Source organism: Belliella alkalica (assembly GCF_022549785.1).
GTDB classification, from domain to species: Bacteria; Bacteroidota; Bacteroidia; order Cytophagales; family Cyclobacteriaceae; genus Belliella; species Belliella alkalica.
Genome location: NZ_JAKZGO010000012.1, coordinates 15549 through 30681 on the forward strand (window position 1 = coordinate 15549; position 15133 = coordinate 30681).

Genomic DNA, 15133 nt, shown 5'->3' on the forward strand with positions numbered 1-15133 from the left:
TTTGCCTGCGGCTGCACGTTAAACGTTAATGTTTGCCTACGGCTGCACGTTAAACGTTAATGTTTGCCTACGGCTAAACGTTAAACGTTAATGTTTGCCTGCGGCTGCACGTTAAACGTTAATGTTTGCCTACGGCTACACGTTAAACGTTAATGTTTGCCTGCGGCTGCACGTTAAACGTTAATGTTTGCCTACGGCTGCACGTTAAACGTTAATGTTTGCCTATGGCTGCACGTTAAACGTTAATGTTTGCCTATGGCTGCACGTTAAACGTTAATGTTTGCCTGCGGCTGCACGTTAAACGTTAATGTTTGCCTACGGCTGCATGTTAAACGTTGAACGATTAACGTTGAACGATTAACCTGAATGAGAAGATCGTTAAACGTTAATGCTTTCCTGCGGCTACACGTTAAACGTTAATGCTTCGCGTTAAAATGTTAAATGTTAACGTTTGCCTGCGGCTAGACGTTGAACGATTAACGCTTAACGTTGAACGTTCAACGCTGAACGCTTAACCCTGAACGCTTAACCCTGAACCTCTATCCCGCCTACTTATAACCCTTTCCACCACTATTCTTTAACTTTAAGATTAAACCATTAATTTTAAACTTAATGGTTTCTGTAAGCATAAGTAAGGTTGACAATTGTTCTTTGTTAAAGAAGTTTGCATCAAATGCTCTATAAGCTTGTGATCTAACTTCACCACAAGAGCCTTTTGCAATATATAGAAATTGAATAAATTCTTTATTTCCATCTCTTTCAAACCCCTCCGCAATGTTATCCATAACAGATCCAGCAGCACTATTTATCTGAGAAACAAACCTAAAATCATTTTTAAAAGCTTGATTGGTGGCTTGATCTCTAACAATTTTGGCAAGTTCTCTTGCCTTTTGCCAAATTTCAAGATCTTCAAAAGATTTTATAACCATGATTTTGCCCGTTAAGGTGGGTAAACAGTTAAAACGTTAAACGTTAATGTTTGCCTGCGGCTACACGTTAAACGTTAATGTTTGCCTACGGCTGCACGTTAAACGTTAATCTTTGCCTATGGCTGCACGTTAAACGTTAATGTTTGCCTGCGGCTACACGTTAAACGTTAATGTTTGCCTACGGCTGCACGTTAAACGCTGAACGCTTAACCCTGAACGATTAACGATTAACGTTGAACGCTTAACCCTATACAAGAAGATCGTTAAACGTTAATGTTTGCCTGCGGCTACACGTTGAACGCTGAACGATTAACGTTTAACTCTTAACCCTGAACGCTTAACGCTAATCGCTAAACACCTATCCCATAATGGACAAAGCCCAATTCCTCAAGGTAATTTTTATCGTAAATGTTGCGACCATCAAAGACCACTTTATTATTGAGCAGCTTACCTAGAGCATCCCATGATGGTATTCTGAACTCTGACCATTCTGTCACAAGCAATAAGGCATCCGCATCTACGCAGGCATCATAGGCATCTTTGGCATAAGTAATTTTATCACCAATATAGATATGTTGGGCTTCTTTCATTGCAATTGGGTCATAGCCTTTCACTGTAGCTCCCGCAGCAATCAATTCATCAATAATCACAATCGCAGGTGCTTCTCTTAGGTCATCTGTATTTGGCTTAAAGCTCAATCCCCACATCGCAAAAGTCAATCCTGCAAGATCATCTCCAAAATGGTTTTTGATTTTCTTTACCAAAACATGCTTTTGCGCATCATTGACATCTTCTACAGCTTGAAGTACTTTCAAGTCATAGCCATATTGCTTGCCAGTTTTGATAATGGCCTTCACATCCTTCGGGAAGCAAGATCCTCCATAACCAACCCCAGGGTAAATAAACTTGGTACCAATCCTCGGGTCAGAACCAATTCCTTTTCTAACCATATTTGCATTGGCACCTACTAATTCACAAAGGTTGGCAATATCATTCATAAAGGAAATCTTGGTGGCCAACATGGCATTGGCAGTATACTTGGTCATCTCAGCGGATGGGATATCCATAAAAATAATGCGGTCACCATTTAGTTGGAAAGGCTTATAAAGACGCTTCATAATTTCCTCTGCCCTTTCATCATCTACACCGATCACAATCCTATCCGGCTTCATAAAATCCTCTACTGCCGCTCCTTCTTTCAAAAATTCGGGGTTAGAGGCCACTGCAAAGGTCAAATCAGAATTTCTTTCTTCTAGAGCTGCTTTGATTGACGTTCTTACCTTTTCGCCTGTGGTAACAGGTACGGTGCTTTTGGTAGCTACGACAATGTAATCAGACATCTTCGCTCCTATCTCGTCAGCTACAGCCAATACATATTTCAAATCAGCAGAACCATCTTCGCCAGGAGGTGTCCCTACTGCTATAAAAGCTACTTCAGAACCCTGGATTGCCTCTCCCAAATCAGTTGAGAATTGTAACCTGCCGGAAGCATAGTTTCTTTTGACAATCTCTTCCAATCCTGGTTCGTAGATTGGCATAACACCATTCTTCAATCCTTCGATTTTCTTTTTGTCCACATCTACGCAGACTACATTGATGCCAACTTCGGCAAAACAAGCTCCAGAAACTAAGCCGACATAGCCGGTCCCTACTACAGTGATTTTCATTTTCTATGGCAAAGTTTTATGATTAATGATTAAGGTTGTTTTTGGTTAAGAGGATTAAATAAGTTTAAAAGATTAAAGGGTAAAATGGATTATAGATTAACTTCAATCCATTTGTAATTATCTTCTACGCTACTTATTTTGATTTCTTTTTAAAGTATTTTCTTTATTTCCTAATTGAAATTTATAAAGAGAATTTAACATGTACGCTATCCTGTCTAATTCGAATCTTAATTCCTCGTATTTCTCTTGACTTATGTAATTCATATCAAGGGATGTATTCAAATGATCTATTACTTCCATTGCACTAGAAAAAGCTACATTTGTAAAGTGTGCTTGATCAAAATTAGATGATCTTCCTGATCCTACTGCTATGTTAGTACCTATACTATCAGCTGCCCTTTTAAGCTGACTAACCAAATCATACTTTTCTTCTAATGGAAAAGTTTTTAAGAGTTTTCTTATGTTGACTCGAAATATCCTGCTTGATTTATATACTTCAAGTTTCTCAAAAGAATAGATGTGATAAGCCATAAAAATTATTATACAAATTTAAACTATCCATCTATAAACCTTTTAAACTATTAAACTTTTAACCCAAACTCAATGACATTTAACACCTATTCCTACTCCTCTCCCCACTGCTCTTTCAATCCTTTCAAGAACTCTGATCCGAAGACATATCCTAAGGCAGCTATCACACCTAGTATAGTGAAGATGACTAATATCAATGGTCTATTTGGTGCAGATTTTTCTACAGGTACGGATACAGGTTGAATTACTGAGAATACTGGAGTGTCTTTTGATACTTGGAGCTTGGCTTGCTCGAGCTGCTTGGCGATCTCTGTATAGATATTAAATGCAAAATTGTATTCAGCCTCCAATCTTTGCAATTGGTTCATCGCTGTGGCAGATGATATATTTTGATTTCTATCCCTAAAGTTCGCCAAGCGCGATTGGATTTGATTGAACTCAGCTTTCTTTTCTTCAAATCGTTCTTCAGTAAATTTCAATTGCTCTTTGGCATTGGAGATTTTGTAGGCTATCACTTCTTTTTGCAATAGGTCTTGGGCATACTTCGTCATCTGTGCTGCCATGACTGGTTCAGGTAATACAAAAGACAAGGAAACAAAGCCCTCTTTTTCATTTGGTGCAACTGACATTTGTCTTTCTAACCTTTGGAAATGTTCGAACTCAGTTTGAGAAACACGAATCAAATCATCTTCCATTTGGAAAGTGGAGTCTTCTTGATCTCCTTTCAAATTCTTAATTATTACTCCCGGTAATCCCAGTGTATATTGTTTAACATATCCGAAAAAACCTGGACTGTAAACATCATCATAATACTTTTGATAAGTAATGGGACCTTGAATACCATCCACACTCAGCTCAGCATCTAAAAGTGCTTTCTTAAATGAAACTGAGGAAGTGATCTTCGGATAAAGTAATGGTGGTATTTCTGCTCCTGTAGCATTTCCTCCCAAATTGATCCCTGCCAAAGAAGCAAGTCCACCCAAAGCTCCTCCTGGTCTACTTGGTTCTGAAACTTGAGGTACAAAAGTAGAAGAAGCTGTAAACTCCTTGGGTGAGAACAATGCTACAAAGAGCCCAAAGAGCATAAAAGCAAAAATAATTAATCCTACTTTTTTCTTCTGCTGCCAAACCGTCTTGAAAAGTGCCAAAAGGTCTATTTCTTCCTCAGAGGAATTAGGGGGATTGTGTTGATGGGTTGATGACATGTTTGCGAAAATGAAAGGTTAAGCGTTATAGGTTTAGCGTTCTTGTAAATCTTTGAATTTAATTTGAAGAGCTTTGACCTATTAAATTATTGATTATCAAGGCCAAGGTAGCTACACTTGTACCAAGTCCTATCCAAGCTTGCGCCGGTAATGGTTGCTTTTCTTCTTTACGAGGAACAATAATCTCAGCACCCGGCTCTATATGTGGGTAAAATTTGAAGAAGATAAATCTCCTTGTTCTAGATACATCACCGTTTGCATAGACCACATAAGACCTGCTTCTTCTGGACTTTTCGGTAAATCCACCTGCCCTAGAAATGTAATTTTTGAAACCTGCATGAGCTTTATAACGCGTAGTAGTAGGGAATAAAACCTCTCCACGCATTCTGACAGTTTGAAGCTCTTTAGGAATAGAGAGCACATCCCCTTCCTGCAAGATCAAATCAGAATTTCCTCCCGGATTATCAATGATGGCCTTTAAGTCAATCCCTACCATCTCTCTTGTGTTAACCTTTATTCTTGTCAAACTAGAATCTCTGGAGGACAGGTTTTCCAAAGTCTCTTTTCTAAAGTCATCTGCCAATAGTCCTCCTTTTTTGTTTGCCAAATCTCCTCCACCTTCTGCTATTTTACGATCTATCCTATCGAGCATCAATTTTTCAGACTCAGTATTATCTTTACCATCCCTATTTGCATGAGACTTTACATTGGCAAGGTTTTCTTTTTTGATTTCATTCTCGCTTGGGCCATTGAAAAACTCATTTCTTCTGATGAGTGTAGCACCCTTTGCATAAGCAAATTGATTCAAGCCACCTGCTCTTTTGATTACATCAGATATTCTGTCATCTGCACTGACAAGGGCATATTCACCTGGGTAATATACTTCACCTTCTATACGTACCAATTTCTCTCTTTGAAATCCTGGACTTCTTCTTACAATCACGTGGTCAAAAGGTTGTAAAACAATGTCAGCATTTTTGTCTGTAATCTTTAGATCCTTGTCTATGTCAATTCTAATAATTTCTGCTAATTTACCACTGATATCATCCTTTACCCTTCTTGCAATTTCGATTTGGGAAGAAGTGGCTGATTCCTTGAATCCTCCTGCTTTCAGAATAATATCTTCCACCCGCATATTTTCTCCAAAAGCAAATGCACCCGGTCTGTTGACTTCTCCTGTGATTTTGACATAATATTCTTCTCTTACATCATAGATACTAGGAATGTTAAGGACATCTTCTCTTTTTAATTGAATATCTTCTTCTTCACCCCTTACGATAGCACCAATATTGACTGCAAGAATTTCTAATGAAAAATCAGGTCTAGTTCTATAGAGTGTAGCTCTATTCAAAAAAGCATCATCTCTTAGACCTTCTGCTCTTTTGATCAAATCTCTAATGCCAAGTCCTTCACTCATGGCATAAACACCCGGTCGCATCAAGGCGCCTGTGGCTTGAACTCTATTTTCAAATCTTGTAAGAATTTCGCCAAAAATATAGTTGTCACCTTCTTTGGGAACAAAAGTGTCAAACTGTGCTTGTTCTACATTCTCTACTTTCATCTCAGTGGCTGTAGTTCTATAAACAGTCACCCTACTTGGATATGCAGTACTTCTAAATCCTCCGGCAAATCCGATCAAATCAGCTAATGTCTCCTCTTTTTGTACTTCAAAAAGTCCAGGTCTTCTCAAAGGCCCCTGCACCTCTACCCTTTTCTGTACAGGAGGTACCATAATCACATCATTGTCTTGAAGACTTACATTCGAAGCTTGATTTCCATTGATCAGGAAATCATATACATCTACCTCTGCCAATAACTTGCTATCTCTGTAGACTTTGATAGCCCTAAATGAACCTGATTCAGTAATCCCCCCTGCAGCATAGAGTGCATTGAATACAGTAGAAAAAGAAGACAGGGTATAATTTCCTGGAGCATACAATTCACCTACCATGGATACTTGTATAGAACGAATGTTTCCCACCCTAATCTGCATAAAGGTATTGGGATTTCCACCTGATAAACCTGAATAGATATTGGAAAGTGTGCTTTTTAATCTTGCAGTGGCTGCCTCTACAGTCAAACCACCCAAATTTACCGGTCCTACATTAGGTATAAAAATATTTCCCTCGTTGTTGATGCTTAGATCATAGCGTTGCTGTGAAGCGCCATAGATATCTATCAAAAGCTGATCTCTTGATCCCAACTTATAATTTAAAGGTGTTGGGAGATTCATGTTTGGAGTGAATGTCAATTTGTTATTTCTAAACAAAGAATACCCAAAAATCTTTTTTTGTTCTTCATTCAACTTAGGTCCTTCTTCACGCACTACTACATCTTCGGTGATTCCTTGACGACCTACATCTTCTCCTCCATATACATCGTCATTGTTGCCAGTATTTCTGATTTTTTGAATTCTACTCTGAAGCTTCGAAATCTCTGCGGCAGGCATTCCCCTCTCTCTAGCCATAGAAATAAGCTGCTGCTCATTCATACCTGTACCTTCAGCTCTTTTTACTAGCTGTTCTACTTGTGCATCCGAAAGGTTATCTACATTGATAGATTGGATATCAGAAAGGGATTGTGCTAGCAATATCCCTGACAAAAGGACAAAGTTGATAACAAGAATTAATTTTTTCATAAGGAAATATAGGGAAAAAGGGAAAAGGTTAAAGGGGAAAAGAGGAGTTTAAACGCCTTATTTCTCACTTTGAGCCTTTTGGAAATGTTAATGTGTTTTAGGGACTAGTTTAAAGGGAAAAGGGGAAAATTTTTTTAACTGGAACCTTTACCTCTTTTTCACAGCTTCGCCCTCTCAGTCACATTTCTGTGCTTAGCGAGCAATAAGTATATGTTATAGATGAGAGACCTAGCTTGGACTACTCACCTAGGAATCAATCCTGATTTTGAAACAAAATCAAGGCTTCAGGATCTGTGATAGCGTTTTGTATCTGGAAAACCACATGCTTGTGAATCAAAGACTCTATCTTGTTTTCAAGCAATTCTAAGTAATCCGCATTGAGTTCCTTGCCTGTGATTTGTACTTCGATTTTTCCGGAATCTACACCTCTAGCATAATCTCCTACTAATGCTACCTGATTGACATCGCCCATTCTCTCCAAAACTGTAGCCAAAAGCTTATCAAGACCTAGGTATTTCCTGATAATATCTTGAAGATTGGAAAAAAGGGGATGATCTATATTCGCCTGATAATCAATTTTATTTTTTTCTGCTACCTTGATAAGAAGCCCTGCATCAGTAAGGTTGTTGAGTTCTTTTCTAATGGCATTGGTAGAGTCTCCAAACTCATCTGCAAGTCCGCGCAAATGTCCCTGGTTTTTGGGATTGCTAAAAAACTTTATTAAAAGTTTTAACCTTGTCTTTGACGTAATTAAAGAGTCTAACATAAAAAGCATTACAAGCGAGCAACAAAAGTACTCGCTCAAATATTAATTACAAAAGTTTTTTTTGTTTTTTTTTGAACAAAATTGAGCCAAACCGCTTATGTGCGTTTTATGGAGACTTATCTTAGATATATCTGATAATGAAATCTAAATTATGACTATCCACCTTCTTGCAAGTAGCCAAACAATAGATTGTAGGATGAACGATTTGTGGTACTGTTGGCTATACTGTTTTCTGCTGACGAGTGTCCACAACTTACAAAGCTACTTCTTACCCAACGTGCAACATTGCGGATATTCATAATCTAAATTCAAAAATTTATAACCTATAAACCCCCTCATCTCTTTTTCTTCTTAATATATTTCTGAGCAAGGAACCTGTCAGTCCAGAAAAGCTTCCCAAAATAAATCCAATTACTCCAGTAGCAATCCACAATAAATTACTGTCCGCTAAGCCCATCAGTTCGGCCATTTTGGTAGGTAAGGTGGAATTAGAGGATAAGCTTATATATACTGCTTGAAAAAACCATATCAATCCAAAAGAAAAACCACCTGCCAAAAAAGAGCTTGTTCCATTTCCTCCAATCAAATATGACAAAAGAATTACACCAACCATCATGATTGGGTAAGAGAAAAAAGGTCCAAGTATAAGTATAAACAAGGAGGAAAATACAAGTAGTGCAATAAATCTTATCATGATATTGGTTTAAGTAAAGTGGAAAATAAAATGTTTTGATTGTCTTCTTTTTTCCTCAGTTTGAAATTAACGTATTGTCCATTTGCCCACTTTTGAAGAAAATTATCATAAAATCTACTTCCTGGGTTACCTGATTGCCCTCCTGGATATATGCCAAATGCTTGTGGTTCTTTACCGAGTTCTACCACCATTCGCCAACTCGCACCATGTCTTCCTGATGTAGCATTGAGAATACCTGCTCCTCCTCCCGTAGATACACCTGCATGCGAAAATGATTTGAAATTAGGTACCAAATGCTGGATTGTTGTATTCTTATATGTAGCCCACTCGATATTTCCTTTATCGGTTTTAAAGTTTTCTATTTGCACCAACATGGAGTCAAAACTTACCCTGAGATGATATTTTGCTGTTTCTATTGCAGTTGTTGATTTTATATCAAATAAATTTGACTCAGGTTCAGATTTTAATAATTGGACAGTTTGATATTTGTTTGGTAACACGACCTCTTGTTTCAAACCAATCAAATCTTGCCAAACACTTCTATTCAAATACATCCACCATAAATCAAATATAGTTGCTTCTTCTTGGTTTGGATTGGTGTGGTAATCCCATGTAGAAAGCTGATTGATGATTTTGGCTATGCCATCAAGCTTGACAAATGCACTATCCTCTTGAACCAAGTTCAACATGGTAGGAAGTGCTTCGGAAGCATGCAAATTAAAATTATCAAACTGCAAATTCATCATATCCTCAATGCGAATATCTGTGAGTACTGATAATCTATTATTGAGTCTCCTATTTCTATAATGCTCAAAGCTATTGTCAAAAACAAAGTAAGGATAAGATGGATCTACAGGATGTTGATTTGCGGAAGAGACGTAGCCTCGTTCGGGATTCAGTGTGGCTGCATTGTGCTCATTAGGAATAAACTCCCTCCATTCCATATTTGGATCATTACCATCCATCAAGAACTTTCCTTGGCCCTTCCATTTCAGAGGGAATCTCCCCTGTACCTTCAAAGCAATATCACCAGAACTAGAAGCGAACACAAAGTTTTGTGCAGGCGAAGTATAGAAGTTTAGTGCCTCTATGTAATCCTCATGATTTCGACCTTTATTCAAAAGCAAGAAGGTCTTTTGTTCATTGGAAGGTAAATGTGCTGTCCATTTCAAAGCGAAGTTTAAATCCTTTCTCTCAGAACGGAAGTTTTTATCATATACAATAGGGCCATGATGTGTGTAGACAATCGTATCTACAAAATCAGGTTGTCCTTTTATTTTTATCTCTTCAATTCTAAATGTACTTTGTATCCACTGATCGTTGTAGAGATACTCTGTTCTATCTTCTTTTCGAAACTGAATAGAATACCAGTCCCTTGTATCTCTGGTGGCATTGGTAACTCCCCAAGCTATATTTTCATTGAAACCTGATATTATTCCCAATGCTCCTGGTAATGTAGCACCCTTGACACTATGATTAGGTGTAGTCAACTGCATCGCATACCATAATGATGGTAGATTTAACCCCAAATGCGGGTCATTAGCTAAAATTGGATTACCGCTTTGGGTTTTAGATCCTGCCACTGCCCAATTATTTGATCCAATCCCTGGCTCTGGCTGGATCATTGTTTTTATAAAAATATCTTCTTCGGGATATTTGATACTGTCTGGAATACTTATCTGTAGAGGATCAAAATCCCAAATCTTCCCAGCCTCAATAATGGGGTCATTTTCTTCTGGGAACAAAGGAAACAACTTCTCCAACAGCTCTTCACCCAGTACTTTTCTTAGGTTGGTATATTCTAAATCTCTATCCCCTACAAGCATATCTGCCATGTATTTCAAAAGTAGAATTGATTTGTAAGCCGACCATTCTTCAGGTCTATAATTCAAGATTTTATATTCAATAGGTAACCGAGCGTCAGTGAGCTCAGCAATGTATTGATTGACACCAGCTGCATAAGCTCTCACCAAACGGAATGTTTCAGGGTCATTAACTTCCAAAAACTCGACTCCTTGTTCAGCAGCATGTGGTAATCCTTTTCTTCTGGTCATCCTGTCCAAGTCCAAAGCGATATCACCAACTATCTCAGACAGCCTGCCTGCTGCTGCCATAGTTTGGAATTCCATTTGCCAAAGTCTATGCTTCGCTGTAATGTAACCTTGAGCTCTGTATAGGTCTTCTTCGTTTTGGGCATAAATATGTGGGATCAAATCCTCGTCGTAAGTTACTGTGACAGCTTCTGAGAGTCCTGAGATTTCTATTTCCTCTTCAGAAAGCTGGTCTTCAGAGAAGGCGTTTTGCCAAAATCCATGATACGGATCAAGTAATTTGCCTAGTGACGGAATAGATCCAAACTGAAGGGAAAGTGCTACACCCAGGGATATGGTGACTATTAATGAAAGTGCAAAACCTATGTATCTCATATTAAATTTCCTAAAGGACTGTAATTTAAAGAAAATCTTAGATTTGATATGCGATTATTGGTTTTTTGGATGAAAAAGATGATTGTAAAACGTTATTGGTAATGGGAAGGTTAAGAGGTTAATGTGGTAAAAAGTTGGGAGGTTGCGGGGTTGGTTGGATTAAAGGTTTAAAGGTAGTGAATTGACACATGATATCGGCTAAAATACTAAACCCCTAATCCATAAAACTATTTTTGTTTGATGGATTAGGGGTTAAAGGGTTAGAACTCAAATCTACTTCGCCAAAAACTCTCTCAAAACATAATGAAGTATTCCTCCATTTTTGTAATATTCGATTTCTATGGCTGAGTCAAGTCTGCAAACTACTTCAAATGTCTGGGTGAATTCATCCTCACGTGTTGCTTCTACCTGAAGTGTTTTAAGCGGTGATAATCCATCACTTATATCTTTTATCGTAAAGCTTTCTTTACCTGTCAATCCTAATGTTTCCGCAGTCTCTCCATCGCTATACTGAAGCGGTAAAACACCCATTCCTACTAGATTGCTTCTGTGGATTCTTTCATAACTCTCAGCCAAAACTGCCTTGATTCCCAACAAACTTGTTCCCTTGGCAGCCCAGTCTCTAGAGGATCCACTTCCATATTCTTTACCTGCTAAGACAATCAAAGGTGTGTTTTGGGATTGGTATTTTTGGGATGCATCATAGACACTCATTTCTTCACCACTAGGAATATAAGTAGTGTAGCCACCTTCTTTTTGTGCAAGTTGATTTTTGATTCTGACATTGGCAAAAGTTCCCCTTACCATGACTTCATCGTTTCCTCTTCTTGAGCCATATGAGTTGAAGTCTTTTTTCTCTACTCCCCTGCCATTGAGATATTGTCCTGCTGGACTTTGAAGAGAAAAGGATCCTGCTGGAGAAATGTGATCTGTAGTAATCGAATCACCAAGTTTCAAAAGAACATTCGCTCCGTTGATATCTTTAGGTTCCAAGACTTCCTCAGGCAAGCCATTGAAAAACGGTACTTCTTTGATATAAGTACTTTCGTCAGACCACTGATAGATTTCATCCTTTGGTGCTTCCAAATTCTTCCATTGCTCATTTCCTTCAAAGATCTCTCCATAACTCTTTTCAAAATCTGCTGGTGAGAGCACCTTGTTCATGACTTCAAAAATCTCGTCATTGCTCGGCCAAATATCTTTTAAATACACAGGCTCTAAATTAGGATCGTAACCGACTGGTTCATTGTTTAGATCTACATCTACCCGACCAGCCAATGCATAGGCTACTACCAGCATCGGAGACATCAGGTAATTCATCTTGACCTGAGGATGTACCCTTGCTTCAAAATTTCTATTTCCTGACAATACTGAGCTTACTACCAAATCATTTTCTTCAACTGCTTTTGCAATATGGCTTGGAAGTGGCCCTGAATTACCGATACAAGATGTGCAGCCATATCCGACAACATGGAATCTCAATGCTTCCAAATCATCCAAAAGTCCTGCTGAGGTCAAATAATCCGTCACCACCTTAGATCCTGGTGCCAAGGATGTTTTTACCCAAGGCTTGACATCCAAACCTCTTTCTCTTGCTTTTCTTGCCACCAATCCTGCTCCGATCATTACGGATGGGTTGGAGGTATTGGTGCAGGAAGTGATCGCTGCAATGACTATGGATCCATCATAGAGTGCAAACTTCTCGTTATTGAGCTTTACAACTACTGATTTTAAGCCATTTTTAACCTTAGTTTCGTACTCAACTGTAGCAGAAGTTTCTTTTTGATTGTCGGCATTTTGGCTTCCACCCTCTCCATACCAACGGCCTTCATCCCTTTTGTCTATCGGAATATATTCTCTTCCATGGACTTCACTCAAAAGCTCCCCAAATTTCTGTTTGAATTCACGAACCAAAATTTTGTCCTGTGGTCTTTTTGGCCCTGAGACGGTAGGCTCCACACTACTTAAATCAAGTTCAACTATTGAGCTATACTTTATTTTATCCTCCCCTTCCCTCCACAGCATATTTGCTTTGGTGTACTCTTCCACTAATTTGATTTGATCTGCTTCCCTATTAGTCTTAGACATATAATCCAACGTACGATCATCAATAGGAAAATAGGTAACCGTACAACCAAATTCCGGTGACATGTTGGAAATAGTAGCCCTATCAGGAACTGTCAAGTTATCCAAGCCAGAACCAAAGACTTCCACAAACTTTCCTACGACTCCATGTTCTCTAAGTAATTGGGTAATCGTCAAGACCATATCCGTGGCGGTAGTTCCTAGGGGCAGTTTTCCTGTCAATTTCAACCCTACCACTTCAGGCATGATAAAATAAATCGGTTGGCCTAAAATCGCTGCCTCTGCCTCAATTCCTCCTACACCCCAAGCGACTACACCGATTCCATTGACCATAGGTGTATGTGAATCCGTACCTACCAAAGTATCTGGAAAAACGTTTCCATCTCTAGCAATCACTCCTTGTGCTAAATATTCTAAGTTTACCTGATGGCAAATCCCCATTCCCGGAGGAACAACAGAAAAATTATCAAAGGCTTTTTGTGCCCATTTCAAAAATTGGTAACGTTCACCGTTTCTTTCATACTCTACATCTACATTTTTTTGGTAAGCGTAATTGGTACCAAAATAATCTACTTGAACAGAATGGTCAATAACCAAATCTACGGGAATCAATGGATTGATTTTATTAGGATCCTTCCCCTTTCTTACCGCCTCAGCCCTTAGTGATGCAATATCAACTACCGCTGGCACTCCTGTAAAATCCTGCATCAAAACCCTCGCAGGCTTGAAAGGAATGTCTTTATCGGATGGCTCAGGAGCCCAGTTTGCCAATGTTTCTACATGTTCTTTTGTGATTGCGAAATCATCAAAATTCCTTAAGGCATTTTCAAGTAAAATTCTGATGGAAAATGGTAATTGATCAATCTTGAATCCAGCGTCTTTTAGAGCATTTAAGCTCCAGTAATTAAAATTGCCTTTGGATGTACTGATTGTTTTTTTAGCATTAAAAGGATTGAGTGACATAAATAGACTTCTTTTTTAGTGGAAAATCATTTTAAAAATAATACATATAAATAACCCACTTCCAAAGAGAAAAATTCACTAGTTTGCGATTAATTCACCTTTTGGAGGATATTTTATAATTTAACACCCCCTTTAATAGTTTCAAATAGCTTAAATGTGTTTAATAATGAATTACGTTTTAATTATTCTCTCCAGCTTTTTGATTATTTCAGGAATTCTGCCTTTGATCAAACATGATAATTGGACTTTTAGGGTTTTTGAATACCCGCGAGCACAAAAATTAATTATTTCGATCATTATATTATCTCTTTGGTTTGTAAAAACTGGGCTTAACCATGAACTCTCGGACTTTTTCTTCATATTACCTATTTTCAGTCTAGCGATTTATTTGATGGTGAAAATTTACCCTTTTACTTCATTGGGTAAAAAAATGATTGTGAATAGTACCTCTGATGATATGGAATCAGTGCATCTTTTGGTACTTAATGTCTATCAGTTTAATACTGATTACCAGAAAACCGTTAACCTTATCCAAAAAGTAAAACCAGATGTTTTCTTTCTTGTAGAAACCAATCAGGAATGGGCAGATGCAGTAGCTATTTTTAAAAAAGATTACCCATATCATATTGAAGTACCCTTGGAGAATACTTATGGTCTTCTTTTTTATTCAAAATTTGAAATTACTAATCAATCAGTCAATTACTTGATAGACGAGGAAATCCCTTCTATTGAATTGGACATGATTGTGAATCCCAAAAAGTCAATCCGGGTATACGGCATTCATCCTACCCCACCTGTTCCTGGTGAAAATCCTAGCAGTACAGAAAGAGATGCTGAAATATTGATCATTGGCAAAAAAGCCAAAAAACAAACAGGACCTTGCATCGTCATGGGGGATCTGAATGACGTAGGTTGGTCTTATTCAAGTGAATTGTTTTTGAAAATAAGTGGACTTTTGGATTTACGTAGAGGGAGAGGTCTTTTCAACACCTTTCATGCCAAGTACTTCTTTCTAAGATGGCCGCTTGATCATATTTTTGTAAGCAAACATTTCACAGTTAAAGATATGTGTAGACATCCTGCTGTAGGTTCCGATCATTTTCCAATCGGTACAGTCTTACATTTGGAAAAAAATGGCGACAATGAATGTATGAATGCTGATCAAGCTGATAAGCTAGAAGCTGAACAAAAAATAGAAGCTGCTGAATAAGGGAAGCGTTTTTTCAATC

The 15133-nt window shown here is 38.1% G+C and carries 11 protein-coding genes; 1 reads left to right on the top strand and 10 read right to left on the bottom strand.

Annotated elements, in window-relative coordinates; genetic code table 11:
- Positions 1-548: 548 nt before the first annotated feature.
- The 10 genes from MM213_RS14130 to acnA all read right to left on the bottom strand — a co-directional run bounded on the left by MM213_RS14130 (position 549) and on the right by acnA (position 13904).
- Positions 549-929 (bottom strand): four helix bundle protein, encoded by a 381-nt coding sequence (locus MM213_RS14130; RefSeq protein ID WP_241413232.1) that lies wholly within the window; start codon positions 927-929, stop codon positions 549-551.
- Positions 930-1279: 350 nt separating this feature from the next.
- Positions 1280-2596, bottom strand: coding sequence for a UDP-glucose dehydrogenase family protein (locus tag MM213_RS14135; RefSeq protein WP_241413234.1), 1317 nt, complete (start codon positions 2594-2596; stop codon positions 1280-1282).
- Positions 2597-2725: 129 nt separating this feature from the next.
- A complete protein-coding gene (locus MM213_RS14140; RefSeq protein ID WP_241413236.1) occupies positions 2726-3127 on the bottom strand; it encodes a four helix bundle protein in 402 nt (133 codons plus the stop codon).
- Between the two features lie 92 nt (positions 3128-3219).
- Positions 3220-4332, bottom strand: coding sequence for a Wzz/FepE/Etk N-terminal domain-containing protein (locus MM213_RS14145; RefSeq protein WP_241413238.1), 1113 nt, complete (start codon positions 4330-4332; stop codon positions 3220-3222).
- A 58-nt stretch (positions 4333-4390) separates the two neighbouring features.
- Positions 4391-6970, bottom strand: coding sequence for an SLBB domain-containing protein (locus MM213_RS14150; RefSeq protein ID WP_241413240.1), 2580 nt, complete (start codon positions 6968-6970; stop codon positions 4391-4393).
- Between the two features lie 253 nt (positions 6971-7223).
- The gene (locus MM213_RS14155) at positions 7224-7655 is read right to left on the bottom strand and encodes an ArsR family transcriptional regulator (RefSeq protein WP_369413930.1); all 432 of its coding nucleotides are present in this window, start codon (positions 7653-7655) and stop codon (positions 7224-7226) included.
- A 236-nt stretch (positions 7656-7891) separates the two neighbouring features.
- Positions 7892-8035 carry a hypothetical protein gene (locus tag MM213_RS14160; RefSeq protein ID WP_241413245.1) on the bottom strand — a complete coding sequence of 48 codons (144 nt, stop codon included), beginning with the start codon at positions 8033-8035 and terminating at the stop codon, positions 7892-7894.
- 17 nt (positions 8036-8052) lie between these two features.
- On the bottom strand, positions 8053-8430 hold the full coding sequence (locus tag MM213_RS14165) for a hypothetical protein (protein WP_241413247.1): 378 nt from the start codon (positions 8428-8430) through the stop codon (positions 8053-8055).
- Entirely contained in the window at positions 8427-10856 is a 2430-nt protein-coding gene (locus MM213_RS14170) for a penicillin acylase family protein (protein ID WP_241413249.1), read from the bottom strand. Before MM213_RS14170 ends, MM213_RS14165 begins: the two co-directional genes overlap by 4 nt.
- A 273-nt stretch (positions 10857-11129) precedes the next feature.
- Entirely contained in the window at positions 11130-13904 is a 2775-nt protein-coding gene (acnA, locus tag MM213_RS14175; protein ID WP_241413251.1) for an aconitate hydratase AcnA, read from the bottom strand.
- A gap of 166 nt (positions 13905-14070) precedes the next feature.
- On the opposite strand from acnA, the gene MM213_RS14180 reads away from it, so the two are divergent.
- Positions 14071-15114, top strand: a complete 1044-nt coding sequence (locus MM213_RS14180; protein ID WP_241413253.1) for an endonuclease/exonuclease/phosphatase family protein — start codon at positions 14071-14073, stop codon at positions 15112-15114.
- The last annotated feature ends 19 nt before the right edge of the window (positions 15115-15133 follow it).

Bases quoted from the DNA above. Each gene is read 5' to 3' on its own strand.
- MM213_RS14130 (WP_241413232.1), bottom strand. From the start codon at position 929: ATGGTTATAAAATCTTTTGAAGATCTTGAAATTTGGCAAAAGGCAAGA.
- MM213_RS14135 (WP_241413234.1), bottom strand. From the start codon at position 2,596: ATGAAAATCACTGTAGTAGGGACCGGCTATGTCGGCTTAGTTTCTGGA.
- MM213_RS14140 (WP_241413236.1), bottom strand. From the start codon at position 3,127: ATGGCTTATCACATCTATTCTTTTGAGAAACTTGAAGTATATAAATCA.
- MM213_RS14145 (WP_241413238.1), bottom strand. From the start codon at position 4,332: ATGTCATCAACCCATCAACACAATCCCCCTAATTCCTCTGAGGAAGAA.
- MM213_RS14150 (WP_241413240.1), bottom strand. From the start codon at position 6,970: ATGAAAAAATTAATTCTTGTTATCAACTTTGTCCTTTTGTCAGGGATA.
- MM213_RS14160 (WP_241413245.1), bottom strand. From the start codon at position 8,035: ATGAATATCCGCAATGTTGCACGTTGGGTAAGAAGTAGCTTTGTAAGT.
- MM213_RS14165 (WP_241413247.1), bottom strand. From the start codon at position 8,430: ATGATAAGATTTATTGCACTACTTGTATTTTCCTCCTTGTTTATACTT.
- MM213_RS14170 (WP_241413249.1), bottom strand. From the start codon at position 10,856: ATGAGATACATAGGTTTTGCACTTTCATTAATAGTCACCATATCCCTG.
- acnA (WP_241413251.1), bottom strand. From the start codon at position 13,904: ATGTCACTCAATCCTTTTAATGCTAAAAAAACAATCAGTACATCCAAA.
- MM213_RS14180 (WP_241413253.1), top strand. From the start codon at position 14,071: ATGAATTACGTTTTAATTATTCTCTCCAGCTTTTTGATTATTTCAGGA.